This is a genomic window from Vibrio sp. ArtGut-C1 (assembly GCF_002105475.1).
Taxonomy (GTDB): Bacteria; Pseudomonadota; Gammaproteobacteria; order Enterobacterales; family Vibrionaceae; genus Vibrio; species Vibrio diabolicus.
Window position 1 is genome coordinate 1 of sequence record NZ_NCTH01000022.1, and the last position, 25655, is coordinate 25655.

The 25655-nt window shown below is 45.8% G+C and carries 22 protein-coding genes and 1 pseudogene; 12 read left to right on the top strand and 11 right to left on the bottom strand.

Annotated features, from left to right (window positions below; all coding sequences use genetic code 11):
• The first annotated feature begins 100 nt into the window (after window positions 1-100).
• The 5 genes from yqfB (at window position 101) to B7360_RS17190 (ending at window position 4617) form a co-directional block, all read left to right on the top strand.
• Window positions 101-421: a N(4)-acetylcytidine aminohydrolase gene (yqfB, locus tag B7360_RS17170; protein WP_005392475.1), complete on the top strand. Its 321-nt coding sequence runs from the start codon at window positions 101-103 to the stop codon at window positions 419-421.
• A 50-nt stretch (window positions 422-471) separates the two neighbouring features.
• The gene (locus B7360_RS17175) at window positions 472-1071 is read left to right on the top strand and encodes a TetR/AcrR family transcriptional regulator (protein ID WP_006742221.1); all 600 of its coding nucleotides are present in this window, start codon (window positions 472-474) and stop codon (window positions 1069-1071) included.
• Window positions 1072-1220: 149 nt separating this feature from the next.
• Entirely contained in the window at window positions 1221-2255 is a 1035-nt protein-coding gene (locus B7360_RS17180; protein ID WP_065645713.1) for an NADP-dependent oxidoreductase, read from the top strand.
• A gap of 15 nt (window positions 2256-2270) precedes the next feature.
• Window positions 2271-2888 carry a glutathione S-transferase family protein gene (locus B7360_RS17185; protein WP_047008454.1) on the top strand — a complete coding sequence of 206 codons (618 nt, stop codon included), beginning with the start codon at window positions 2271-2273 and terminating at the stop codon, window positions 2886-2888.
• 289 nt (window positions 2889-3177) lie between these two features.
• Complete coding sequence (locus B7360_RS17190) at window positions 3178-4617, top strand: catalase (RefSeq protein WP_085344110.1); 1440 nt, start codon at window positions 3178-3180, stop codon at window positions 4615-4617.
• A 166-nt stretch (window positions 4618-4783) separates the two neighbouring features.
• Here the strand turns inward: B7360_RS17190 and B7360_RS17195 are convergent, their stop codons facing one another.
• Both B7360_RS17195 and B7360_RS17200 read right to left on the bottom strand, forming a co-directional pair.
• Window positions 4784-5662 (bottom strand): NAD(P)-dependent oxidoreductase, encoded by an 879-nt coding sequence (locus B7360_RS17195; protein WP_085344112.1) that lies wholly within the window; start codon window positions 5660-5662, stop codon window positions 4784-4786.
• Window positions 5663-5842: 180 nt separating this feature from the next.
• Entirely contained in the window at window positions 5843-7714 is a 1872-nt protein-coding gene (locus tag B7360_RS17200; RefSeq protein WP_085344114.1) for a fructose-specific PTS transporter subunit EIIC, read from the bottom strand.
• 267 nt (window positions 7715-7981) lie between these two features.
• On the opposite strand from B7360_RS17200, the gene B7360_RS17205 reads away from it, so the two are divergent.
• Complete coding sequence (locus B7360_RS17205; RefSeq protein WP_005463048.1) at window positions 7982-8284, top strand: PTS fructose transporter subunit IIB; 303 nt, start codon at window positions 7982-7984, stop codon at window positions 8282-8284.
• An 8-nt stretch (window positions 8285-8292) separates the two neighbouring features.
• The gene (locus tag B7360_RS17210; protein ID WP_005392466.1) at window positions 8293-9069 is read left to right on the top strand and encodes a PTS sugar transporter subunit IIA; all 777 of its coding nucleotides are present in this window, start codon (window positions 8293-8295) and stop codon (window positions 9067-9069) included.
• Between the two features lie 34 nt (window positions 9070-9103).
• Here B7360_RS17210 and B7360_RS17215 read toward each other — a convergent pair whose 3' ends face one another.
• Window positions 9104-9946, bottom strand: a complete 843-nt coding sequence (locus B7360_RS17215; protein WP_005392465.1) for a helix-turn-helix transcriptional regulator — start codon at window positions 9944-9946, stop codon at window positions 9104-9106.
• A 385-nt stretch (window positions 9947-10331) separates the two neighbouring features.
• Here B7360_RS17215 and B7360_RS17220 point away from each other — a divergent pair, with 385 nt between their 5' ends.
• Together B7360_RS17220 and manA are read left to right on the top strand one after the other, a co-directional pair.
• The gene (locus tag B7360_RS17220) at window positions 10332-12239 is read left to right on the top strand and encodes a fructose-specific PTS transporter subunit EIIC (protein ID WP_085344116.1); all 1908 of its coding nucleotides are present in this window, start codon (window positions 10332-10334) and stop codon (window positions 12237-12239) included.
• A gap of 77 nt (window positions 12240-12316) precedes the next feature.
• Complete coding sequence (gene manA, locus B7360_RS17225) at window positions 12317-13549, top strand: mannose-6-phosphate isomerase, class I (protein WP_085344118.1); 1233 nt, start codon at window positions 12317-12319, stop codon at window positions 13547-13549.
• 129 nt (window positions 13550-13678) lie between these two features.
• Here the strand turns inward: manA and B7360_RS17230 are convergent, their stop codons facing one another.
• From B7360_RS17230 to norV, 3 genes are read right to left on the bottom strand one after another with little or no spacing between them, the layout of a single operon-like run.
• Window positions 13679-14017, bottom strand: a complete 339-nt coding sequence (locus B7360_RS17230) for a DUF1971 domain-containing protein (protein ID WP_006742231.1) — start codon at window positions 14015-14017, stop codon at window positions 13679-13681.
• Window positions 14018-14061: 44 nt separating this feature from the next.
• Window positions 14062-15210: an NADH:flavorubredoxin reductase NorW gene (gene norW, locus B7360_RS17235; protein WP_085344120.1), complete on the bottom strand. Its 1149-nt coding sequence runs from the start codon at window positions 15208-15210 to the stop codon at window positions 14062-14064.
• Window positions 15211-15219: 9 nt separating this feature from the next.
• Window positions 15220-16722 carry an anaerobic nitric oxide reductase flavorubredoxin gene (gene norV, locus B7360_RS17240; protein ID WP_085344122.1) on the bottom strand — a complete coding sequence of 501 codons (1503 nt, stop codon included), beginning with the start codon at window positions 16720-16722 and terminating at the stop codon, window positions 15220-15222.
• Between the two features lie 190 nt (window positions 16723-16912).
• On the opposite strand from norV, the gene norR reads away from it, so the two are divergent.
• From norR to azu, 3 genes are all read left to right on the top strand, one after another.
• Entirely contained in the window at window positions 16913-18445 is a 1533-nt protein-coding gene (gene norR / locus B7360_RS17245; protein ID WP_085344124.1) for a nitric oxide reductase transcriptional regulator NorR, read from the top strand.
• A gap of 88 nt (window positions 18446-18533) precedes the next feature.
• Window positions 18534-19184, top strand: a complete 651-nt coding sequence (locus tag B7360_RS17250) for an HAD family phosphatase (RefSeq protein WP_005392456.1) — start codon at window positions 18534-18536, stop codon at window positions 19182-19184.
• Window positions 19185-19546: 362 nt separating this feature from the next.
• On the top strand, window positions 19547-19999 hold the full coding sequence (gene azu, locus B7360_RS17255) for an azurin (RefSeq protein ID WP_005392455.1): 453 nt from the start codon (window positions 19547-19549) through the stop codon (window positions 19997-19999).
• Window positions 20000-20066: 67 nt separating this feature from the next.
• Here azu and B7360_RS17260 read toward each other — a convergent pair whose 3' ends face one another.
• From B7360_RS17260 to B7360_RS25285, 5 genes and pseudogenes are all read right to left on the bottom strand, one after another.
• Entirely contained in the window at window positions 20067-22112 is a 2046-nt protein-coding gene (locus tag B7360_RS17260; protein ID WP_085344126.1) for an EAL domain-containing protein, read from the bottom strand.
• A 402-nt stretch (window positions 22113-22514) separates the two neighbouring features.
• The gene (locus B7360_RS17265) at window positions 22515-22865 is read right to left on the bottom strand and encodes an ethanolamine utilization protein EutQ (protein WP_085344127.1); all 351 of its coding nucleotides are present in this window, start codon (window positions 22863-22865) and stop codon (window positions 22515-22517) included.
• Entirely contained in the window at window positions 22862-24178 is a 1317-nt protein-coding gene (locus B7360_RS17270; RefSeq protein ID WP_074189840.1) for an FAD-binding oxidoreductase, read from the bottom strand. Before B7360_RS17270 ends, B7360_RS17265 begins: the two co-directional genes overlap by 4 nt.
• Window positions 24179-24190: 12 nt before the next feature.
• Window positions 24191-25474: an NAD(P)/FAD-dependent oxidoreductase gene (locus B7360_RS17275; protein ID WP_254048132.1), complete on the bottom strand. Its 1284-nt coding sequence runs from the start codon at window positions 25472-25474 to the stop codon at window positions 24191-24193.
• A pseudogene (locus B7360_RS25285) lies at window positions 25463-25624 on the bottom strand (rubredoxin); the annotation flags it as partial. The gene B7360_RS17275 and the pseudogene B7360_RS25285, both read right to left, overlap by 12 nt.
• Window positions 25625-25655 lie beyond the last annotated feature (31 nt).

Sequence of the window (25655 nt, forward strand, 5' to 3'; positions counted from 1 at the left end):
CCCATCAATATAATGGTGGATTAACACCAAATGAATCAGAACGACAGTTCTGGTTTCCTCATAAAACCGTGGCCAATTTTACTTGACCACTACATACATCATGTCATCCCACCCAACCAAGATTACCTTTTTTGAATTCTTAACCCCGTTGATCACATCAGGCAAAAAAACGATTACGATTCGAGATGAATCAGAAAGTCACTACGTTCCAAATACAGAGGTCGAAGTTTTTACGCTAGAGACGGATCGTAAAGTCTGCAACATCAAAATACGCTCTGTAGAACCACTCAACTTTGAAGATATCAATGAGTTTCATGCTGAACAAGAAGCCATCGAACTGCCAAAACTCAAGCAGTTAATTCGAGAAATCTACCCAAACACCGACACGCTATTTGTGATTGAGTACGAGCTAATCAAATAACCCACAACAAACACTAGACGACTGGTCTAATTCATTCTATAGTACGCTTCATGAACGCAAAGACGAACGACACACGCCAACATATTCTCGACGTCGGATACGAGTTAATCGTAAACCGAGGGTTTACGAGTGTTGGCCTTTCAGAGCTTTTAAAAAAGGCCGCGGTGCCGAAAGGCTCGTTTTATCATTACTTCAAATCCAAAGAACAATTTGGTGAAGCGATGATTCAAGACTACTTTACTAAGTATTTTGAGCGTTTAAACGCACGCTTTACCAATACCGATCTGAATGGCTACCAACGCCTGATGAGCTACTTTGAAGAAATGGTCAAAGTAGAAGACGACGTATGTAATGCGAACAAATGTTTGTTGGTCAAGTTAAGTGCGGAAGTCTCCGATCTCTCAGAGTCCATGCGTCTAGCGTTACGCCAAGGTGCAGACAAAACCATTCAAGCAATGGCGGATTGCATTGACGTAGGCATTCAAGATGGCTCTATCCCAAATGGTGACAGTGCTTTATTGGCAAGGCAGATATACTACCTTTGGAACGGCGCAAGCTTGCTGAACAAACTGTATCAAGATCAGGCAGCATTAACGCAAAGTCTGACCTATACTCAACATCTACTGCAAAACACGCGAACTTGCCCATAGTAGGTAGCGTAAAAGTAAGATGAACACCCTACATGTGTTTCACAGTTGGTAATAACTCCTGTGATTGCACAATACACCTTCCCGCTCTATGAGCGGGATATTTTGAAATTAAAACTAGACGACCGGTCTAATCAATAAGTGAGATAAATATGACTAACGCAACAAATCGCAGAATCGTACTCGCGTCACGTCCCCACGGTGCACCAACAAAAGAAAACTTTCGTCTAGAAGAAGTGGCGAAACCGACTCCTCAAGATGGTGAGATGCTACTGAGAACCGTTTACTTATCTCTCGACCCATACATGCGCGGTCGCATGAGCGATGCCGAGTCATACGCCGATCCTGTTGCGGTTGATGACGTAATGATCGCTGGCACAGTTTGTCAGGTAGAAGCATCGAACCACCCAGATTATGAAGCGGGTGAATGGGTTCTTGCATACACTGTTGGCTGGCAAGACTACGCGCTCTCAACTGGTGAGATGGTGATTAAACTAGGCAAAGAACCACAAAACCCATCATACGCTCTAGGTGTTGCTGGCATGCCAGGCTTTACCGCGTATATGGGCTTGCTCGATATCGGTCAGCCAAAACCAGGTGAAACCATTGTGGTAGCAGCCGCGACGGGCCCTGTGGGCGCGACCGTTGGTCAAATTGGCAAAATCAAAGGTTGCCGAGTTGTTGGTATTGCAGGCGGAGAAGAAAAGTGCCGTTACGCCAAAGAAGTCCTTGGCTTCGATGAATGTATTGATCACAAAGCTGACGACTTTGCAGAACAGTTGAAAAACGCCTGTGATCAAGGTATCGATGTTTACTTCGAAAACGTAGGTGGCAAAGTATTCGAAGCTGTAATGCCACTTCTGAATACCAGCGCACGTATCCCACTTTGTGGTTTAATTTCTCAATACAACGCAACAGAACTGCCTGAAGGTACCGACCATCTTCCATTATTAATGGGTAAGCTGCTGACTAAACGAATCAAGGTGCAAGGCTTCATCATTTTTGATGACTACGGACATCGTTACGGTGAATTTGCGCAAGATATTAATCAATGGTTGGCAGAAGGAAAGATCCAATACCGTGAACATCTAGTACAAGGACTGGAGAATGCACCAGAAGCATTTATCGGTCTGTTGGAAGGTAAGAACTTCGGCAAGCTTGTAGTACAGATTAACGACCCATTATAAGGAAGGGATAAATAAATGATTAAACTTCACCATCTCAATCAGTCTCGCTCAAAGCGCATCATTTGGTTACTTGAAGAGCTAAATGTGGATTACGAAATCGTGCCTTATGTTCGTGACAAAGTGACCTTCATGGCACCGCCTGAGCTAAAGAGCGTTCATCCGCTCGGTAAATCGCCTCTGCTTGAAGATGATGGCGAGTTCATCATTGAATCTGGCGCGATGACCGAATATTTGATTGAGAAGTACAGTGATGGTGCGTTTGCTCCTGAGCGTGGGACGAAGGCGCACACTGAGTACCTGCAATGGATGCACTTTGCTGAAAGTTCAGCAATCTTACCAATGTTGTTAAAAATCTTTATTAGCAAAGAGCCAAACGAAACTCAATTTCTATCAGGCTATGCTGACAAAGAAGCGATGAACGTTCTGGGTTATTTCGAGCAATCGCTAGAAGGCAAAACTTACCTAGTAGAAGAACGTTTAACTGGCGCAGACATCATGATGTCATTTATTGTCGAGCTCGTGCATAAGTTCGGTTTGGCTGGTCACTTCCCGAATATTGAACGTTATGGAAAACAACTTGCAACGCATCCAGCGTTTGAAAAAGCTGAGCAAATTGAAGTGAAGTACTCCTAATCATTCCGCCCCTTTGACGCTCAATAAAGCGATATCAAAGGGGCGATTTCCGACGTTAGCCTTGTCGACAAAGCGCAATTCATGCAAATGCCAGCGTGGTCTTTTTACCCTTTTCGCCAATACGTTAATAAACCAATCATAAAAATCAGCTAAGAATTTGATTCTAAGTTACTTTTCATCATCGTTACCACCTATTGAATTGATAAGCAGTATCAGTTTTTGCTTCCAGCTTTTCCGTAATAATCTTCTCTTCAGTTGCTAAGGTATTGATCCCTGGAGGGGAAGAAAAATGACAAATAAGAAATTAACCACCGCCGCAGGCTGTCCTGTCGCCCATAATCAAAATGTGATGACTGCAGGTCCTCGTGGTCCCCAACTACTGCAAGACGTTTGGTTCCTTGAAAAACTGGCACACTTTGATCGTGAAGTGATTCCTGAGCGTCGTATGCACGCCAAAGGCTCAGGCGCTTACGGCACTTTTACTGTGACTCACGACATCACCAAATACACGCGCGCGAAGATCTTCTCGGAGATTGGTAAAGAGACCGAGCTATTTGCTCGCTTTACAACCGTTGCGGGTGAGCGCGGTGCCGCCGATGCAGAGCGCGACATCCGTGGTTTTGCGCTAAAGTTTTACACCGAAGAAGGCAACTGGGACTTGGTTGGTAACAACACGCCAGTGTTCTTCCTCCGTGATCCACTAAAATTTCCAGATCTAAACCACGCGGTGAAACGCGATCCACGCACCAACATGCGCAGCTCGACAAACAACTGGGATTTTTGGACATCACTACCAGAAGCATTCCACCAAGTTACGATCGTTATGAGTGATCGTGGTATTCCAGCGTCTTACCGTCATATGCACGGCTTCGGTAGCCACACATTCAGCTTTATCAACGCAGAAAACGAACGTTACTGGGTGAAATTCCACTTTAAAACTCAGCAAGGCATCAAAAACCTGACTGACCAAGAAGCAGAAGCGATCGTAGGTAAAGACCGCGAAAGCCATCACCGTGACCTTTACGAAGCGATTGAGCGTCAAGACTTCCCTAAATGGAAGATGTACGTACAGATCATGCCTGAGCTAGAAGCGGATGAAGTGAACTTTAACCCGTTCGATCTAACAAAAGTATGGTCACAAAAAGATTATCCATTGCTCCCTGTAGGCGAGTTTGAACTGAACCGTAACCCAGAAAATTTCTATGCGGAAGTTGAGCAATCCGCGTTTAACCCGGCAGCTATCGTTCCTGGAATTGGCTTCTCGCCAGACAAAATGCTGCAAGGCCGTCTGTTTGCATACGGAGACGCGCAGCGTTACCGCCTAGGTGTAAACCATCACCAAATTCCAGTTAACGCGCCTCGTTGTCCGGTACACAGCTACCACCGCGATGGCGCAATGCGCGTTGATGGCAACTTTGGTTCAACACTAGGTTACGAGCCAAACTACAAACAAGAATGGGCAGAGCAACCAGATTACTCTGAGCCACCTCTACGCATCAACGGCAATGCTGATCATTACGATCACCGTGTAGACGAAGACTACTTCAGCCAAGCGGGTGACCTATTCCGTCTTATGAGCGAAGAACAGCGTCAAACTCTATTCGACAACACCGCTCGTGCAATGGATGGTGTGCCAGACTTCATCAAAGAACGTCACGTTAACCACGCCTACCAAGCGGACGAAGCTTACGGCAAAGGCCTTGAGATTGCGCTAGGCTTAAACAAGTAAACGGACACTGCACCAGCAAATGCTGTGATAAGAAGACATAAAAAAGGAGGTGCCCCAAAGCACCTCCTCATTCAAGTTCGTTAATCACACACTAATGTTCAAGGGGAACGATCATGATCAACTTAAATTTCTTCAAGCTCTTTGATACCAAAGAACTGTTTATCTACTACTGATTCTTAGCAACGGCTTTAATCAGAACAGACGTATCCATGCGGCCTAAACCATCGCGTTGAAGGTCTGCGTATTGCTCATCCACTTTCTTAGTCAGTGGGAGCTCTAGACCCACTCGCTCTGCTTCTTGCAGACAGAAGCCTAAGTCTTTGCGCATCCAATCAATCGCGAAGCCAAAATCAAACTTATCTTGCGCCATTGTCTTGGCGCGGTTTTCCATTTGCCATGACCCTGCAGCACCGTGCTTGAGTGTTTCAACTACTTGTTCAATATCCAAACCGGATTTCTGCGCGAGTAACAACGCTTCGCTCAAGCCTTGAAGCACACCACCAATACAGATTTGGTTTACCATTTTACAACGTTGACCTTGGCCATTTTCACCCAGAAGCGTCATTTGCTTTGCATATACGTCCATCGCTGGAGACACACGATCAAAAATGTTCTGCTCACCACCACACATGATGGTTAGTACGCCATTTTCTGCGCCTGCTTGACCACCAGATACCGGAGCATCAATGAAGTGATTGCCATATTTGGTACAAGCATCGGCCAATTCAACGGCTAAATCAGCGGAAGTCGTGGTGTGATCAACCAGTACCGCGCCTGCTTTTAGACCGACTAGAATGCCTTCTTCACCGTATACAACGCTGCGCACGTCATCGTCATTACCGACACAAGTAAATACGATATCGCAACCTTCTGCCGCTTCTCGCGGTGTCTCACACGCAATGCCGTTGTATTCTGCAGCCCATTTATCAGCTTTGGCTTTAGTGCGGTTGTATACTTTGGTTTCATACCCCGCTTTGCTCAAATAGCCCGCCATTGGGTAACCCATAACACCCAAACCAATAAATGCTACTCGTTGTTTTTCCATTGCACGCTTCCCTTAGTTCACCTGACTGAAATATTTTGTAACATGCTACTAAAGAATTGAAAACATTACTCGTGATTTATCCTTCACTCGCGGCACAAATAAAAGCGAACCGCGATGTTGGAGTAAATACCAAAAGCATTCATCAGGGTCATCGAGGAAACATTTCTCAGAAGTTAAATGTTAAGACACTCTACGAGCTTGCAACAAAGCCGTGGCGTTCAACATGGCATCCTTGGTACTGACATCCAAGACTTGGATTTTTCGAAAACGTTCCGGTTCTTTAATCGCCACATCGTGAGCAAAAATCACAAACTTCGCTTTCTCGATGTCTTTCTCGGTAATTCGGTTGATGACTCCATTCGCGCCTTGGGTTTCGACTTTAATCTTAATGCCGAGTGCACAAGCCGCTTTTTCCAATGACTTAGCCGCTAAGAACGTATGTGCCACACCTGATGGACAAGATGTGACCGCCAAAACATCCGCCTCACCTTCGCCTTGAACGGAGCCATATACTTGAGAATGACCAGTGTAACTCTCATCTTCGGTGACGGTTTTCTTTAGTGCAATCACGATCAACGCCGTGGTAACAGAGCCCGCAATCGTGCCGATGATGTAACCAATTTTTCCATCCACAACAGGGAGAACAATCCAACCGCCCCACGGTGCATGGTTCATTACGTGGAACATAAAGCCAATCACGTTACCAACGATGCCACCCGCCACAATAGCTGGTAACACTCGCGCAGGGTCGCCAGCGGCAAAAGGAATCGCACCTTCGCTAATACCGATCATCCCCATAATACCTGCGGCTTTCCCCGCTTCGCGTTCATCTCGCTTGAATTTACTCGGCGCCAAAAACGTGGCTAGTGCCATACCCAATGGCGGCGTACAAATCGCAATACCGACCCCGCCCATCAACCATGGTTGCGTGTTCACTTGGGTTTGAGCAAACAACGTCGCCACTTTGTTAATTGGGCCACCCATATCAAACGCGGTCATTGCCCCAAGCACGGTACCGAGCATCACTTTGCCTGAGCCCGCCATGCCCGTCAGCACCTCGTTCATGGTGGTCATTGCGCTGGCTATCGGAGCACCTATCACCCACATCACCGCGCCGCAAGTAACAAACGTACCGACTAGCGGATAAATAAAAATCGAGCCAAGCGAACTCATGCTGTCTGGTAGCTGAATTTTCTTTAATAGCCAAACGACAAAGCCAGCAAAAAAGCCGACCACAATCGCACCTAAAAAACCCGTATTGTAATGACTGACAGCAATCCAAGATCCAATCATACCCGGCGCAAGGCCCGGCTTGTCGGCAATAGAATAAGCAATGTAACCACCAAGAACGGCAGTAAACAATGTCAGGCCAGCAATCCCCATTTGAGCAATATCGGCCAAAATGCCCTCTTGTGGTACACCACCGTGACCAGAGATCATCACCGACAACGACAACAACACACCGCCCGCAACGATAAACGGGATCATGTGGGATGTGCCAAACAGCAAGTGCTCTTTAATGCGGCCAAGTTTTTGCGCCCAAGGGCTCAGAGGTTCTGATGCAAATTCTAAAGAAGTTGGGAGAAATTCATTGGATTGGGTTTGAATATCAATCAACATCTCAAGCGCTTCTTCTCGCGATTGAGCCTGTTTGAGCTTTTCAACAAAGCCGTCTTCGATAATTTTGGTGGAAATTTGTGCCAATACTTCAATGTGATGATGATCATCACCATCTGGAGACGCCAGCATGAAAAACACATCGGACAGCTCGCCATCTTCGGCGCCATAATCAATCCCACTGCGGCTGATCCCGACCGCGACAGCTGGTTGCGCTACAGCATCACTTTTGGCATGAGGGATCGCAATGCCATCATCAAATCCTGTGTTACCGATCTCTTCTCGTTTCCAGATATCTGCCAAGAACTGGCTTTGACTATTGAGCTTGCCGGCGGCCTCTAGCATCTCGACCAGCTCTTTGAGCGCTTCATCTTTGGTTTGAGCTTTTAGATCTAAACATATCGTTTCCAGCTCAATTAGGTTTGTGATGTCCATTGTTTTACCTTCCAATATTCACGCTCGAATATATACCCAAGTGAGTTTGAGATACAGGATCCCCTGGCTCGTATGCGTTCCTACTCATTTTATTTGGGCATAGATTAACCAGTGCCTACCCTTTGATATATAGGACTAAAAGTGCATTAACTGGATTAATGTAACATGAGATTCAAACTGTGATAGAGCTCTTGCGTTAATCCAGCTCAAATCAATTCAATCTGCGGTTGCTGTGTTAATATCCACAAAAAATAAAATGGATAGAACATGAAAATCGTAGCGGTGACAGCATGCCCTACAGGCATCGCTCATACTTATATGGCGGCAGATGCACTAATGAAAGCTGCGCCAAAACATAACGTGCAAATTAAAGTAGAAACGCAAGGTGCGATGGGGATAGAAAATCAGCTCACTCCTCACGATATCGCTCAAGCGGATCGGGTTTTGATCGTGTCGGATATTGAGATAGAACAACCAGGCCGATTCGAAGGGACGCGCAAAATTCAAATCCCCATTGAAGAGGTTTTGCTGAACGTCGACAAAGTATTCCTCGTCCACTGCCGCGACTAAATTTGCAGATGAACGAATACCAAATCACCTTTTTCGTCGATAATGCAAATGCCAGTGCGCACCTTGCTCAGCCACTCAATCGAGTGGCAAAGAAGTTCAAAAGTACCTTACATATCATTAATGTAACGCAAAACCGTGTTGCGGAACTCACCAAGTCCGTGGCGATTTTGCAAGCAGGTCTACAACAAGGTGATTTGTGTCAAATCACAGCGATTGGCATTGACGCAGAGCTGGCCTGCTTCGTCATCAAAGACATGATTGCTGAACACTTTACTGTGGTGGGATCTCATATCAACTATGAGTTTTCTAGCCAACTGGCCGAGCGTTTACCGCAAATTTGCCCACCTTGTGAAATCAAATGGCAGTACGCTAAAGCGCATACCGAGCTCACCAAGTTTGAATGCCTTAAAGGACTGGCTCAGCTCATCCACCCCATTCATCCCGACGAACTGATTCTTGCTTTTATTAAACGTGAAGAACGTTCATCAACTTGCGTGACTCCGGGGATCGCTCTACCGCATGTGATGTTTTCAGGTGTTGACCATATTTCTATTGCTGTTATTGCGAATGAAAAGTCGATGGATTGGGCTTCGAAGATGGGTGATGTTCATCTGGCTATTGCACTGGTGATGCCAGAAAAGCCGACCCGAGAACAGATCATTGCGGCCACTAACCTCACACGAAATCTGCTTACCGATCAAATGGCGGAACGCCTACTACTAACAAAAAGCAGCGTCGACTTACAAGCGCTGCTGATGTACGCCATGTCGAGGCTGCTCGCCTAAACTTCTCTATGATTTACGCATTCTGACTGAAGGCTTAAATCGAACCACGATATTCCGTCGGCGTTCTGCCTGTACGGTTCTTAAATACTCGGCAGAAATAGTTCACGTCTTTAAATCCACAGCGCACTGACACGTCATTGAGTTTGAAGTTGTATTTCTTGAGCATAAACTTCGCGCGATCCACGCGCACCCAAGTAATGTAGTCTGCCAAGGTCATGTGCCCCTGCTGACGGAACAAGCGCGACAAATGGTTCGAGGAAATACTGAATCTCGACGCAATGCTGTCACGCGTGATTGGGCGATGGAAGTTCTCTTGAATGTAGATGCAGATCCCTTGATAGAGATCTTGCACACGGCTATGTGACTGCTGCTCGACTGGCGCATCCAACATCGTCTTCGCGTATTGCAGTAATGCTTGCAGTAAAAGCTCATCCATTGGTTTTTTAGTATTCTCACGAGCCAGTGAGCTCAGCGCTTCTAAGATGTTATCTATCGCAAATCCTGAGCGCGTTTGGATGCTATGCTTTTGAATATCGTAAAAGTTTGCCTCACCTTTGTGTTTGCTCACCAAACTTAACCCAAGTTGTCGACGCCCAAACAAAATACTTAACACTGAGCAATTGGTATCCCAGTCTGGTTTATTCCAACAGTTAGGTGCAATAAATATCGCGTCGCCTTTTTTAGCAACGATGTGCGTTACTTTTCGATCATGACTTTCCATTTCATTAATATATTCCCCATCCAGAACTAACTCTAGGCGAGGGAAATTAACTTGATAGCTAAATTCAGGCGGCGTATGAAAATCTCCTGCAAACCAAATATTATGAAATGGCTCTCTTTCATTTAATACCGCTGAAATTAAATCATGAAAAATCATTGTCTCACACTCTATATATGCATCAATGATGCTATTTACTATAGATATACACCGGATTGGACTTTTGTGCTATTGAGCAAAATCACACTTCCATTTTAATGTTACAAAAATCCAGTTAACGCATCAAATCTCCAGTAACAAAAACTCTATCAACAACACTCAATCCCTTTTCAAGTGGGAGCGAGGCCACATTTCACTTATCGTTTAGCTTCTTATCCATCATGTCACAGATATGCAGCTAGATTTGTCCAGTGAACGATCTAAATCACACTATAGTTAGTCGGTTACAATCCTCCAGTAAATGCATTTTTTCTTCACTACAGTCTTTTTCTCACTAATTTAAAAATATCCCTGAAATAAAAATTATATTTATAGGGGTTCGACAATGATCACCAAACTAATAAATGAAGACTTAATTAAGCTTGATCTTAAAGCGTCTTCAAAAGAAGACGTATTTAAAGAACTGGTTGCCGTTCTTCATGCCCAAGGTCGTATTTCTGACCAAACACAATTTCTTGCAGATATAAAAGCACGTGAAGAATTAGGAAATACTGGATTTGAAGATGGCGTGGCAATTCCACACGCGAAAAGCGCCGCTGTGATTGAACCGGCGGTTGTGATCGGCGTAAGCAAATCAGGTATCGAGTACGGCGCGGAAGACGGTTTGCCTTCAAAGCTGTTCTTCATGATAGCTTCTCCAGACGGTGGCGATAACCACCACATCGAAGTACTTGCAGAGCTGTCTTCAAAACTGATTGAAGATGGTTTCATCGATGCGTTCTTAGGCGCAACAAACAGCCAAGACGCACTGGCGCTCCTTCTTGCTAAAGAAGAACCGCAACCAGTGACAGATGCTCCAGCGAACCAAGGTTTCATCGTTGGTGTTACCGGTTGTCCTGCGGGCGTTGCGCACACCTACTTAGCAGCAGAAGCGCTAGAGAAAGGCGCCGCGGCAATGGGTTACGAAATCAAGGTTGAAACGAACGGTTCAATCGGTGTGAAAAACAGCCCAACCGCAGAAGAAATCGAGCGTGCAGATGCCATCATCGTCGCCTGTGACAAACAAGTCGACATGAACCGCTTCGCGGGCAAACGCGTGGTTAAAACCAACGTAAAAGCCCCAATCCGCGATGCTCAAGGACTGATTAATGAAGCGTTAAACGCACCGACGTACCAAGCTGAGTCCAATGGCAATACGCAAGCGTCAGTTGTAAACAAAGCTTCTCAAGCCCGTTCTGACTTATATCGCTACTTGATGAACGGCGTATCACACATGATCCCCTTCGTCGTAACGGGGGGTCTGTTGATTGCACTTGCTCTTGCAATCGGCGGTCAGCCAAGTGAAGCGGGCATGGCAATTCCTGAAGGCAGCATGTGGAACCAAATCCTAAACGTAGGTGTGGTTGCCTTTACGCTGATGATCCCAATCCTAGCGGGTTACATTGCTTACGCGATTGCTGACCGTCCTGCTCTAGCTCCTGGCTTGATCGGTGGTTGGATTGCAAACAACGGTTCTTTCTACGGCGCAGACGCTGGTACAGGCTTTATCGGTGCCATCATCGCTGGTCTGCTTGTGGGTTACTTCGTGAAGTGGATTACGTCGATTAACTACCACAAATTCATTCAACCTTTGGTGCCAATCATGATTGCGCCAATCACAGGTTCGCTATTCATCGCTGGTCTTTTCATCTTCGTTATCGGCGCGCCAATCGCAAGCCTAATGGACGGTCTGACTGCGCTACTAACAAGCATGAGTACAGGTAACGTCGTTCTACTAGGCATCGTACTTGGTGGTATGGCTGGCTTCGATATGGGTGGTCCATTCAATAAGGTCGCGTTCCTATTCTCTGTGGGCATGATTGCGAGTGGTCAAACTCAATTTATGGGTGCGATGGCGTGTGCAATTCCTGTTGCACCTCTAGGCATGGCACTGGCAACGGCGCTTGGTCGTAAGTTCGACCTGTTCGAAGAATCAGAAACTGAAGCGGGTAAAGCAGCAGGTGCTATGGGTCTGGTTGGTATCTCTGAGGGTGCGATTCCGTTCGCAGCGCAAGATCCAATGTCAGTGATTCCTGCAAACGTACTTGGCTCAATGGTAGCGGCAGTAATGGCGTTCTCATTCGGCATTACCAACAGTGTTGCTCACGGCGGTCCAGTTGTTGCTCTACTTGGCGCGATGAACCACCCAGTACTTGCTCTGATTTGTATGGCAGCTGGCGCAGTAGTTACCGCAGTAACGTGTGTAACTCTGAAGAAAGTTCGCAAAGCAAAAATGATGCAAGCAGCCGCTTAATCACCCCTACCCCCAAATGGCTCCTATGGCTTGGGCAATGTCGCCCAAGCCATGATTTTCTCTCATGGTGACACTCTATGTCTGATTTAACGATGTCCGATACACAAACGATTCAAACTCAAGCTAAGCATCCGATGTTTTTCCTGATGAACAACGTGATTCAAAACTACGCTTGGGGCAGTACTACTTCTGTTAACCAACTGTTTGGCATTGAAAACCCAACGGGCGAACCACAAGCAGAATTATGGATGGGCGCGCATCCAAACGGTTGCTCATTGGTGATGGTAAACAGTGAGGAGACCAAACTCTCTTCGCTGATTGCTCAAGACATGAATGCCTTTCTGAGTGAAGAAGTCGCAAACCGTTTTGGTGAACTTCCATACCTGTTTAAAGTGCTTGCCGCTGAGAAAGCACTGTCGATTCAGGTTCACCCAAACAAACAACAAGCAGAATTAGGCTTTGCACTGGAAGAAAAACAAGGCATTCCCCTAACCGCTGCAAACCGTAACTACAAAGATCCAAACCACAAACCTGAATTGGTTTACGCGCTAACCGAATACCAAGCGATGAATGGCTTCCGCCCAACAAGTGAAATCATCAGCTTCTTCTCTGAACTGGCGATTCCTGAGCTACAAGGCTTGGTGGATGACCTTATCGCAAACCAAACGCCAACTGGCTTGGCGACCTTCTTCTCGGGTCTACTGTCACTAGAGGGCGAACAGAAAGAGATGGCGTTGACGGTGCTATTGGCTCAAGCTCGCATCACCGACTTACCTCTGTTCAACCTTATTCTTGAGCTAGAGAAGCAATACCCTGGCGATATTGGTTTATTTGCACCACTGATGCTCAATGTCATTACCCTACAACCGGGCGATGCCATGTTCTTAGATGCAGAAACGCCACACGCTTACTTAAAAGGTACAGGTCTTGAGATCATGGCGAACTCAGACAACGTACTACGCGCGGGTCTGACACCAAAATACATGGACGTGAAAGAGCTCGTTGCGTGCACACGCTTCAACGAGAAGCCATTCGACAGCCTATTGCTTGCACCAAACGAAATCGACGATATGTTGGAATACCCAATCCCAGTCGACGATTTCAAATTCGCCATCGTTAAACAAGCTCACCAGCGTACCCTAGAAGTTCAAACCGCTGAGATCCTTATGCCTCTGGATACCAAACTTGTGCTAACTCACGCAAACGGCGAAACATGCGTGGTTGAAAGAGGACAATCTGTTTTCATTCCGGCTTACGCAAAACAGGTTACTTTGGATTGTGAAGGTCGTGTCGCACGGGCTTACAGTTAATATCGCTGATTAAGTTTGCATGTCGTTACTGCCAATAAGCAAAAAAGAGCAGAGAAACGTCTCTGCTCTTTTACTTAATATGCGCTTTTCCCGATAAATTCACGCAATAATCAAATTGTCTAGAAAGGTTTACTGCTTAGCGTGGAACATCGCTTGTCCACTTTTATCTTTATTCGACCAAAAGTTAATATTGAACTGTGCATCATCGCTCATTTCAATACGATGCCAATACTGTGGCGGGCTTGTCGCGAACTGACCTGCGTTGATCACGACGACCATTTCAGGCTCTGTCGCGAATTCATCAGCAAAACCATAGTAGGTGACTTGCCCCTCCATTACGCATAACTGCCCAAACACGCCTTCGGCTGTGTTGTGATGAGTTAGAAGAGCTGGAGGCACACTGCCTTTGGTAAAAAATGGCGTCGAACGTTGAACCGTCCAGTCTTTCGGAATACGAAGATGTGACATGGTTATACCCTCTTTGAATATAAAATTGTGCTGCTTGAAGCGAGTTACGATTGCGCGACTTGAGACAGTTCACGCAGTAACGGAAAAGCCTGAGCCACTTGCTCACCCGTCACAACAAACCCTGTCAGTATGCTTTGTTCATTTTCAGCTTTTGCCACGATGCCAGATTGAGAAATCTGCACATTCCAATTCGCGACAGCACTGAAGTCCCCGGCAAGCTGAATTGGGTAACTCGGCGTTTTGACTTTTACTATCATTGGCGGCAACTTCAATTGCGCTTCCTGCCCAAGCAACTGCTTACCTAAAACATTAGCGCTCAACACAATTGGCTGAAGGTATGGAAGCATGCGCCCTTGTATCTCGGCGCAATCGCCCAGAGCGAATACATTGTTCGTAGAAGTCTGCAGCTTAGCGTCGACAGCAATGCCTTTCCCAACCTCTAATCCACAAGCATTCGCTAATTGAGTGTTTGAACGTAAGCCCGCGGCAGAAATCACTGCATCAGTCTCGATCACTTCACCGCTGTTCAAAGTCGCTACCAACGAATCGGCGTTACGATTCACCTCAACAACCCCATTTCCCAACGCCAATTGAATGCCTTGCTGCTTAAGTTGGCTTTCCAGAGGCAACGCCACAAACTCAGGAATAAGATTGGCAAGCAAGCGTTGGTTTGATTCAACCACCGTAACGGCTTTACCGCTGCTCGCAATATCCATTGCAATCTCAACGCCAATCAAACCACCACCGATAACCATTACGCGCTTTGCTTGACTGACTCTCTCTTCTGCGAGCTGATACTCTTGTAACGAATTGAGCGTTAGGACATCGCCAGAAGCATCACCTCGCATTGGAGGAACAAAAGCTTTCGCGCCCGTTGCAAAAACCAGTTTGGAGTACGCATAAACTTGTCCATCTGCTACCACTTGTTGGGCTTGCGTATCCACACTCTCAATTTTAGTGTGGGTTAATAACTCGATATGGTGCTCTTGGGCAAACGCTTCTCCCGTTGTTACTACCAGATCCCTCGCGGTCTGTTTTCTACTGAACACATGGCTCAAATCGGGCTTGTTATACTCCGCACCGTCATCAGCGGTGAATACTTGAATTGGCACCTGTGCATCCATTCGACGCACAGTTTTAACCAGTTGATAGGCAGCAAAGCCACTGCCTATGATTACAATTGGTGCTTGCATCACAGCTCCTTACCCCTTGAACTCAACAAATACATCTTTACCCAAGTGACACTCAGGGCAAAGGAAGTAATCCGGAACGTCTGACCACACGGTACCCGGTTCAATTCCTTGGTTAGGCTCACCCTGAGCAGGGTCATACACCCAGTTACAAACGGTGCAAATCATGCACTGGCAATCTGATGGATGTGCTTCTGAGCTTGGATTAATAAGCTCCCTTTCGACCACGGCTTGCGTTTCTACTTGTACAACGGGCTGTGATCGAACTTGCGGTGCAGACGCAGCCATCATCGGAGCCGTAACAGGAGTTGTTAGTGGATGTTTCGCCCACAGTTTCGCGATGCTCTTGCCATGTTCACGACACTCACGCATCGCTTTACCATCTGGTCGCCATTTGGTTTTCAGGCTGACTGCTGTTTCAAAACCCGCATCGGTCAACCGTGCGTGGATACGGTCTACCGCACCACCATTCCAACCGTAGCTACCAAAGGCAGCGGCTTTTTTCGCTTTAAAGCGCAGACCGGTAATTTCTTCTAGCATGCCTGCGATCTTCGGCATCATGACGTTATTCATGGTAGATGAACCAACCAATATGCCTTTTGAGCGGAACACATTGGCGAGGATTTCATTCTTATCGTGCTTAGACACATTGAAGACTTTAACAGCGACACCCGGGTCGACATCGTGAATGCCCTGTGCAATCGCGTCCGCCATCATTCGGGTATTGTTCGACATAGAATCGTAGAAGATGGTAATACGATCTTCTTGGTAGTTATCCGCCCATTCCAAATATTGCTCGATGATTTGAACTGGGTTATCGCGCCATACAATACCGTGTGAAGTTGCAATCATGTCGACAGGCAAGTTGAAGCTCAGTACTTCTTTGATTTTGGCTGTTACCAAGCTACTGAACGGCGTTAGAATGTTTGAGTAGTAACGCAAACACTGTTCCATCAGCTCATTTTGATCCACTTCATCATTGAATAAGCGTTCATCGCAGTAGTGCTGACCAAATGCGTCGTTACTGAATAACACTGCATCGCCAGTTAGGTATGTCATCATGCTGTCTGGCCAATGCAGCATTGGCGCTTCCACAAATACCAATTGTTTACCGTTACCAATATCAATGCTGTCGCCCGTTTTTACGGTTTTGAAGTTCCACTCAGGATGGTGGTGATGACCCACAATCGAATCAATCGCCGCTTCTGTACAGTAAATCGGCGTGTTCGGAATCTTCTCCATCAATGCAGACAATGCGCCTGAATGATCTTCTTCTGCATGGTTCACGACGATAAAATCGATCGTCTTAAGATCGATTTCCATTTCTAGGTTCTGGATAAATTGTTGGCTGAATCGATGATCAACCGTATCGATCAGCACCGTTTTTCCTTCACGAATAAGATAGCTGTTGTAACTGGTGCCTTTTGTCATTTTGTATTCTGTACCATGGAAATCTTGAACTTCCCAATCGCGTTGACCTACCCAGTGGATGTTGTTTTTTACGTGAATTGTCATAATTACTACCTTGAATGACGGGATAAACAAAAATAATTTCTTCTTGTATTGCACTGGGCATGCCAACTTTTAATTGCTATGTATTTCAATAATTTAATTAAAGAACAACTTTAACAACTGTCATTTAGACACAGTTGAAAATTGTCATTAAGACACTACAATAGTCATATTGACACAATTGGTATTGGCTATGACTTCTTTAATCGCGCAATGGCTACACATCACGCAAGACCTAAATTCAGCGCTCACTCGGCAAGCTCGATTTGATACCTTATTAACAACGATTCGCGAGATATTAAAATGTGATGCTTCTGCTCTTCTTTTGTATGAAGATCAGCACTTTAAGCCGCTGGCTATCAATGGCTTAGCAAAGGAAGTATTGGGACGCCGTTTTTCTATAAACCAACACCCGAGATTGGAAGCCATTGCACGCGCTGGCGATATCGTACGGTTTCCATCGAATAGCGACTTACCCGATCCCTATGACGGGTTAATTCCGAACCACGACGACAAGCTGCACGTCCATTCATGTATTGGCCTCCCTTTGTTGATCGACGATCAATTGATTGGCGCGATCACTATTGATGCCTTCGACCCGAATCAGTTCGATGGTTTACTCAATCAAGAACTACGCTTTGTAAGTGCGTTAGCCGCGGGTGGCTTGCACACTGCTCTACTACTGGAGCAGTTAGAAACACAAGCAAGCTTGCCACGTGAGTCTTACACTGAGAAACGCACGCTAAGCAACGAAATCATTGGCAAATCTGCTGGAATGAAAGCACTTCAAGAGCAAATCGATGCGGTGGCAGATACCGAGCTATCAGTGTTGATAATGGGTGAAACAGGGGTTGGTAAAGAGCTCGTCGCAAACGCAATTCATCATCGCTCTCACCGAGCCAATAATACCTTGGTGTACTTAAACTGTGCCGCGTTACCTGAATCTGTCGCAGAGAGTGAACTTTTTGGTCATATCAAAGGTGCTTTTACTGGTGCTATCAGTAATCGGAAAGGTAAGTTCGAGCAAGCCGACGGCGGCACACTATTCTTGGATGAAGTTGGCGAACTTTCTCTGGAGTTGCAAGCCAAGCTACTTCGCGCATTGCAATATGGCGATATCCAGCGTGTTGGGGATGACCGACATATTCGAGTCAACACACGCATTGTGGCGGCAACGAACCGTGTTCTGCATGAAGAAGTAAAAGCTGGCCGTTTCAGAGCAGATTTGTACCACCGTTTGAGTGTATTCCCTCTTCATGTTCCCCCACTTCGTGAACGTGAAGACGATGTCGTGCTACTGGCTGGTTTCTTTGCAGAGCAACTACGCAGCAAGTTGGGGCTGAACAGTGTTCGACTCTCTCCCATTCTAGTTCAAGCACTTAAAGATTACTCTTGGCCGGGCAACGTGCGTGAACTGGAACACGTCATCAAACGAGCGGGCGTGCTTGCCAAAGCTAGAACTCAATCGCTGGATATCGAATTGGTGGAACAAGATTTCGATATCAAAGCGTCGAACAATCAGCCCACCACTGAAGAGTCAGGTATACCTAGCTCTTCATTTGAACTGTCAGACGCTGGTTTAAAGCAAGCCACTGACACCTTCCAAAAAGCCATGATTGTAAAAGCACTAGAGCAGAATCAAGGAAACTGGGCTGCAACAGCACGTCAGTTAGAACTCGATAATGGTAATTTACATCGCTTAGCCAAACGGCTAGGTATAAAGTAAAAAAGGATACGGACGGTTTGAATTCCGCAAGAAAATCTATCTCGCTTATGTCAAAATGCACCATCACAATCGAAAAGTCTGTAATGTAATGAACTACCAAGCTGCTATTTTTGATATGGATGGTTTGCTCCTTGATACTGAGCGCGTCTGTATGCGTATTTTCCAAGAAGCATGTGAAGTCCAAAACCTTCCGTTTTATGAAGATGTTTACCTGTCGATCATTGGTCGTAATGCGGCAGGTATTGAAGCAATTTTCCGCAAAGCCTACGGTGAGAACCTAGACCGCCTGCATCATGAATGGCGTACTCGTTACAATGCTGTCGTCAAACACCAAGCCATCCCAGTGAAAAATGGTGTTGTTGAGCTGCTAGAATGGCTGAAAGCACAAGGCTTACCAATCGCAGTAGCGACTTCTACGGCAAAAGAGGTGGCGAAAATCAAACTGGAATTAGCGGGTTTGAGTAAGTACTTCGACAACCTCACCACAGGCTGCGAGGTAAACCACGGTAAACCCGATCCAGAAATCTATTTGTTGGCAGCGAATCGTCTGGATGTAGAACCAAGCCAATGTTTGGCCTTTGAAGATTCCAATAACGGTGTTCGCGCAGCGGTGGCAGCGAATATGGTTACTTATCAGATTCCGGATTTAGTTGAACCTTGCGAAGAGGTAAAACAATTTGGTCATTCCATCGTGCCGTCATTACATGAAGCGTTAGATGCGTTGAAGCAAAATCGCTAAACGTAAACTGCCGCTCTAACTGTTAAAGCTCAGCAATTTGGCTGAGCTTTTTTATGCTTGAGCCTCTCCTCTCACCTTCTCTAATCTACTTCTAATAAATGCCAAGATACTGCTCCAAAGGCTTAATAAGATAGACCTTATCTCTGTACGGGGCGTGTTCCTTTCTTTTTTGATTTACCTCACGCCATCGCATGAAATAGGGCCTATGAGTGATCAAATAGTGGAACTAACCAGTACAACTTTGCAACAAAACGTCAATATACCGCTTGAAGCACGTTTTTCGAGTGAAAATTGGCTGATAATGAGAACTATTGGATGAGATTAATCCAAGTCAGCCCAAAATATAAAATGGAGAGTGTTATATGTCTTTACGTTTATTAGCAGCAACCTTCGCATTAGTAGGAATGAGCTTTGGTGCCCAAGCCAGTGCCGAGTGTGAAGTGTCCCTAGATGCTAACGATATGATGCAGTTTTCTACTAAAACACTGAGCGTTCCAGCCACTTGTAAAGAAGTAAAACTGACGCTAAACCACACAGGTAAAATGCCTGCACAATCAATGGGTCACAACGTCGTTATCGCAGATACCGCTAATCTACAAGCAGTAGGTACGGACGGCATGGCAGCAGGTGCAGAAAACAATTACGTGAAGCCAAATGACGACCGTGTATACGCTCACACAAAAGTGATTGGCGGCGGTGAAAGCACCAGCATTACTTTCAGCACTGAAAAAATGAAAGCTGGCGGCGACTACTCATTCTTCTGCTCGTTCCCTGGTCACTGGGCGATCATGCAGGGTAAATTTGAGTTCAAATAAGAGCTAACTAAGTCAAAACAAGACTCACTATAGGGAAGCCATCGCTTCCCTTTTTATTGCACCTTAGTTAAGCACGTCGATGGATAATCTCATCCAAAGGTACAGGCCTTGCTAAGTAAAATCCTTGAACTTTATCAACCCCACTTGACCGCACAAAGTCATAGTCAGACTGCGTTTCCACCCCTTCCGCTACGACCTCGCAATTTGCAATATGTCCTAACTTAGCAACCAATCGATACAGTTGACGTCCACGATGATCGTTAGCGTCCAATAGCAGCGATCTGTCTAGCTTAATCTTGTTAAATGGATACTTGAACAAATGAGGAAACGATGCGTAGCCCGTACCAAAATCATCCATTGTGATACGAACTCCCATACTCTGTAGAGCTTTCATGGTGTTAGTTAAAGAAACTTCATTGTCTAATACGGCTTCTTCAGTAATTTCAATTTCAAGCCATTCAGCCGGGATTCCAAAATAGACCAACCTGCCTTGTAAATGCTGAACAAAATCCACTTGTTGAATGGTAGCAACAGAAACATTAATGGCCACTCTTCGCTGATCAGATAATCCCATTTCCTTCATATCCGACAACACCTTTTCGAGAACTAGTTTATCGAGCAGTGGCATAGCATCTAACCGGTGAAAATCTTCAATAAACGTTGGTGAAAGTAAGTTTCCATCTTCATCTTTATATCGAATAAGCGCTTCGTAAGAATACTGTTCCGCATCCTTTGTTGAGTGCTGCTTTTGATAAAACATCACCAACTCGCCTTCACGAAGAATGGAAGTTAAACGCTTCTGCGCGGATGACTTGCTGATACTCGATGTGTTCGCATCTTTCACACTACTGAGTAGTGATTTGAATAGGGATTGTTCTAAACCATTGTAAGTATTACTTACACCAAGCTGCCCCACATATTTGCCTGCATAGGCTAGATAAAAAGGTCGATAAATTAGTACACCAATCGCAATCACCACCAGTTGAAGTATCGCCCCCTGAACCTGATGCCCCATTGCAACATAACCACTCAACAGAGGCGGTGTCATCCAGTTCACAATATTTTCAACAGGCGCAATTAAGCCGGAAGCAATCGCGCAGTAGGTGATGATAAAACTTACCAGCGGTACTAATACAAATGGGACGACCAGAATAGGGTTAAAGATGATAGGCAAGCCAAATAGCAGCACTTCATTGATGTTGAACATCACCAATGGTGCTGCCGCTAACGCCAGTAAAATATGATTGCGCTCTTTAGCGAATAATAACAGACACAGGAGTAAACTAATGCTATTCCCTGACCCGCCCATGGATAAAAATGCGTCGTAAAAACCTTGGCTAATAACGTTAAGCGACGCTTCGCCTGTTTGCCAAGCAGCCATGTTGGCTTCGGTCGCAGCGTATATTTTCTGCTTAATGGCAAACAACATGTTGTGACCATTAATGCCCGCCGCTCCTAATAAGCTCAAGATGGATTGATAAAATAATCCTCCTGTGAACGTCAGCGGATCAAAGTTAAGTCCAGCCACTGTTGTAGTAAAAGCATCCATCACCGCTGCGGTGACATGAGATAAGCTAACCGCAAATAAAACGAATACGAAAAAATGTAAGACATCTTTAAAAAGACGAGAAGAGAAGTCCATTGCTTGAGGATCAAGCAACTCAATTCGGAAACTTTTACAATAAACGTATGACACCGTTGCACTAAAGAGTGCTAATAACGGGTTATTCGGCAACATGTAATTACTAGAAAGGCTGTCATTCTCTATTGAAATTAAATAGAACATGACCAACGAATAAATGATGATAATCGCGCTCGACACATTCACTTTATGCGATAAATAGTAACCAGCCACAATGCAAAACGCTGTGGGATATAAGTTGATTAAAATATCAGAAAGATGGAACAATAATTGAGAAACCTCTGACCCCCCTAGGATTCTAGAAGCGTGACCAAGAAAGATGGCAAGTGCGTTAGATAGCGTCAGCGGTAACAGCAATAAGGCAATAGATGCGAGATCAGTAAGATAAGATTTAGATCCAAGTCGCCATTTATCTGTAAATACCGTTAGACGATGAAAGGGATCAAATACGCGTTCACGACGAGTGTGCATGGTGAGTTCTTATATTAAGTAATAATCATCGGCTGCAAAATAGGCAGCCGTAAATGCAACGGCCAGACTCAGTAACGTATTATTTGGTGGATAATTTTTAGTGTTTCTATTGGCTAAAACAATAGTTTGAGTTGCCAGTCACAGCGCAAAGATGTCGCAAGTGCAATTTAACGATTATATACCCCTTGATCCAATGAGATTATTATCCTTAACGATAAAAGCCATACCAAGCATCTCGATATGGCTATCGTTAAAACTGATGTATATACCCAAATGACTTCAAGAAGGAGGCTTCGGTGACAAGCCCTTGACGAGCGAGTTGATTTGGCTCACATACACTGTGAACGATTTTTGATTTAGCACGAGTAGAACTTCAAGTCGTTGTCTCGTCTGTAAAACAAATCATTCAATCCCGTGTAGCTCTTTCCAGTTTCCTGGATGAACCACGTAGCCGAATAGAACATGCCCACCATAAACCAGCTCGGTTCCTTCCGGGATCCACAGCATTTGACCTGGGTGCACAAAATGTGTCTCACCATTTGCGGTCAGCTCGAAACAGCCTTCAATCACAAAAATAACCTCATCATAAAGCAGCGTCCAAGCCACTTGAGCGCCTTCCCATTTAGCAAAACCTACGCCAATGTTTGGTGAAATTTCCGGGCTTAACGCTCGGGCTACGTACGCCATTCCCGGTGTATCACCACGAACATTAAAATCTAGGTTTTTACTATCAACGAGTTTGACTTGCTTCATAACTCACTCCTGCTTTGCCATTTTGCTAATTGGATACGCGTTTTTACTCCCATGCCTAAAAAAGGCTCTGGCGGATTCAAACAAGGCATCCCTGTCACTTGCTGTATGTCATCCAATGATTTAGATGTCGCACCTACGACATAGTCAGCTAACAGCGTTCCAGAAATGGTTCCCCACGCGGCACCAACACCATTGTCACAAGCGCTGGCATAAACACCTTCATCTAATTGACCAAAAAAGTTAGTAAAGTTACGAGAGATGGCATATACCCCACCCCATGTGTGAGTAAATGGTACGTCGGCCAGCTCGGGGTAACGCGCCAAAAAGACTTGACGATGATCGTCTCGGATTTGCTCTCTGACTTTATCGTTCATGCTTGAGCCATACTTCGGCACATGTTTGTAAGTATTTCGGATCAAAATACGTCGATCGGCGGTCATACGTAACGTCGTTCCCGCATGATCAGCTGGGGTTAGGCCCCAATTCAGCTCTCCTCCGTATCGCTGCATTTCTGCGTCAGTCAATGGACGCGTCCAGCTTGCAAACGTCATCACTGGCAGTAATCTGTTTTTAAGGTAACCAAACTCACGAGTAAAAATGCTGGTGCCAAGTAACAGTTCAGTGGTTTCAACAGAACCACTATCTCCATGTAATACCCAGTAACCGTTTTCTTTACTAAGTTTGCGGATTGGCGAGTTTTCTAACACCTCGACATTCTCTGGAAGGCTTTCCCCTAGCCCACGCACCAGAGCAGCAGGTTGCATTAAATAACCACCTGGCGTGTAAATTGCGCGGCTGTAGTAATTTGTCCCTAAGACTTTCGCTAGCTCACTGCCATTAACATGGAAATATGGTTCGCCAAGGTCTTTCATTAGGTGCTCAAAGTGATCGAGATACGCTTCACCGCGCGCCCCTACGGCTCCTTGATATTTGCCCTTTGCTGACCACTGACAAGAAATACTGTGCTTCGACACTAAAGTGTCTAGCTGAGCAATCGCAGAACGGTTGAGCGATAATAACTTTTGTTTGTGCTCAGGATCGGGATGCTCAAGTGAAAACTTATGAGGCAAATCGATCACAAAGCCCGAATTTCTCCCTGACGCCCCTTGGCCGATACGTTGCGCATCAATCAGTATAATTCGTGCGTTAGGCTGAAGCTCAGCTAAACGTCTTGCCATAGCTAGTCCAGCGAAACCGGCACCTAGCACGGCATAGTCAGCAGTTTGTTTACCTTTTAACGCTGGTTTTTCTGCAATACTTGGCAACGCATGGTACCAACCACATGTTGCATCATCATTGGGTAAATGAATCATCTTCTTTCTCCGTTACGCTGCTGACAGTTTCAATGACAACTGATCTAGCCAAGGACCACGTAATGACTGTACTTTTCTTCCTAGCAACGCAAAGCCAAGCATCGTTCCCTCAGGAGAATAAAACGCAGCGGTCAATTCATCTGCCTGACTCTCGATATACCATTGTCCCAGTTCGTTCGGGGCAACCGGGAAAATAGTGAGTGGAAGAATCGGCGTTTTTACAATCACAGGAGTTGGCGTTAACGAGATTGACGCGACATCGCCTAGCAAGCTTTTCGCTACGGAAGGAATCATTTGATTAATCGGCGCAATATACGGCTGCCAACCTTGCTCGGTTTCAACACAGTCGCCTATCGAGTAAATACTCTCATCACTCGTCTGGCCAAATTGATTCACTTTAATGCCGCGGCCCACTTCGAGCCCCGCTTGCTCAGCCAGCGATACATTTGGCTTGAGTCCAACCGCGCTTAGCACTAGGTCTGCTTCAATTTTCTTGCCACTGTTTAGATGCAAAACCGCGCTTGATTCGGACCTTGGCTCGATTCTGGCGATACTGTCTTGTAGAGCCCATTGCACGCCTCGATCTGCAAGTGCACTTTGTAATGATTCACCCAACTGTTGCGGGATCAAACGCTCCATTGGCCATTGACCTAACCCGATAACTGTCACTTCATAACCGCTTTCGATCAGGTCATTCGCGAACTCACAGCCAATTAAGCCATCGCCGAGGATTGCGATGCGCTTTTTGTTCTGTAGCTGAATTCTGAAACGGCGGTAATCAACTAAGTCGTTCACACTCATAACACAAGAGCGATCTCCCTCAATTGGGATTTCAATCGGTGATGCACCTGTTGCCAGTACCAAGCGGCTATAGGCGTATTTGCCGATAGAGGTGTGTAGCGTTGAATTGGCACGATCGATATGCTCAACGCGGGTATGCGGGTAAACGCGGACATTGAGACGGCTTTCCCACTCCAACGCGCTCTCACTTTGTAGCGCGTCGCCATCTTTCTTCATGGCCAGTGCATTAGACAAGGCTGGCTTGCTGTACAGTGCGCCATCATCAGCGGTAAAGACAGTGATCGGAACCGTCTCAGATTGTGCTCTAAGTGCCGCAGCCAACTGGTAACCGCTGTGGCCACTACCGATGATAACGATAGGGTCAGCTGAAAATATAGGTTGAGTGGCTTCAGATGGAAGTGGCTGAGCCGCATTTGGCTGAACAGACGATCCTACCGATACCGAAGACACTGCAGCGACCTCTTCTACTGGCGCATCGTCGGTGATTTCGATCATTTCAAAATCAGCCTTACCCACTAAACAGTCAGGACATAACCAGTCATCCGGTACATCTTCCCATGCTGTTCCTGGTGCAATGCCATCGGATGGCCAACCTTGTGCTTCATCATAGATTAAGCCGCAAATAATACAGAGCCACTTTCTCATCACTTATACTCCAACTACCTTGTTCAGAATT

Bases quoted from the DNA above. Each gene is read 5' to 3' on its own strand.
- B7360_RS17250 (WP_005392456.1), top strand. From the start codon at position 18,534: ATGAACTACCAAGCTGCTATTTTTGATATGGATGGTTTGCTCCTTGAT.
- B7360_RS17215 (WP_005392465.1), bottom strand. From the start codon at position 9,946: ATGATTTTTCATGATTTAATTTCAGCGGTATTAAATGAAAGAGAGCCA.
- B7360_RS17210 (WP_005392466.1), top strand. From the start codon at position 8,293: ATGAACGAATACCAAATCACCTTTTTCGTCGATAATGCAAATGCCAGT.
- B7360_RS17175 (WP_006742221.1), top strand. From the start codon at position 472: ATGAACGCAAAGACGAACGACACACGCCAACATATTCTCGACGTCGGA.
- B7360_RS17190 (WP_085344110.1), top strand. From the start codon at position 3,178: ATGACAAATAAGAAATTAACCACCGCCGCAGGCTGTCCTGTCGCCCAT.
- yqfB (WP_005392475.1), top strand. From the start codon at position 101: ATGTCATCCCACCCAACCAAGATTACCTTTTTTGAATTCTTAACCCCG.
- B7360_RS17195 (WP_085344112.1), bottom strand. From the start codon at position 5,662: ATGGAAAAACAACGAGTAGCATTTATTGGTTTGGGTGTTATGGGTTAC.
- B7360_RS17275 (WP_254048132.1), bottom strand. From the start codon at position 25,474: ATGATCGAAATCACCGACGATGCGCCAGTAGAAGAGGTCGCTGCAGTG.
- norR (WP_085344124.1), top strand. From the start codon at position 16,913: ATGACTTCTTTAATCGCGCAATGGCTACACATCACGCAAGACCTAAAT.
- B7360_RS17220 (WP_085344116.1), top strand. From the start codon at position 10,332: ATGATCACCAAACTAATAAATGAAGACTTAATTAAGCTTGATCTTAAA.
- B7360_RS17200 (WP_085344114.1), bottom strand. From the start codon at position 7,714: ATGGACATCACAAACCTAATTGAGCTGGAAACGATATGTTTAGATCTA.
- B7360_RS17270 (WP_074189840.1), bottom strand. From the start codon at position 24,178: ATGATTCATTTACCCAATGATGATGCAACATGTGGTTGGTACCATGCG.
- B7360_RS17260 (WP_085344126.1), bottom strand. From the start codon at position 22,112: ATGCACACTCGTCGTGAACGCGTATTTGATCCCTTTCATCGTCTAACG.
- B7360_RS17230 (WP_006742231.1), bottom strand. From the start codon at position 14,017: ATGTCACATCTTCGTATTCCGAAAGACTGGACGGTTCAACGTTCGACG.
- norV (WP_085344122.1), bottom strand. From the start codon at position 16,722: ATGACAATTCACGTAAAAAACAACATCCACTGGGTAGGTCAACGCGAT.
- azu (WP_005392455.1), top strand. From the start codon at position 19,547: ATGTCTTTACGTTTATTAGCAGCAACCTTCGCATTAGTAGGAATGAGC.
- B7360_RS17265 (WP_085344127.1), bottom strand. From the start codon at position 22,865: ATGAAGCAAGTCAAACTCGTTGATAGTAAAAACCTAGATTTTAATGTT.
- B7360_RS17185 (WP_047008454.1), top strand. From the start codon at position 2,271: ATGATTAAACTTCACCATCTCAATCAGTCTCGCTCAAAGCGCATCATT.
- norW (WP_085344120.1), bottom strand. From the start codon at position 15,210: ATGCAAGCACCAATTGTAATCATAGGCAGTGGCTTTGCTGCCTATCAA.
- B7360_RS17205 (WP_005463048.1), top strand. From the start codon at position 7,982: ATGAAAATCGTAGCGGTGACAGCATGCCCTACAGGCATCGCTCATACT.
- B7360_RS17180 (WP_065645713.1), top strand. From the start codon at position 1,221: ATGACTAACGCAACAAATCGCAGAATCGTACTCGCGTCACGTCCCCAC.
- manA (WP_085344118.1), top strand. From the start codon at position 12,317: ATGTCTGATTTAACGATGTCCGATACACAAACGATTCAAACTCAAGCT.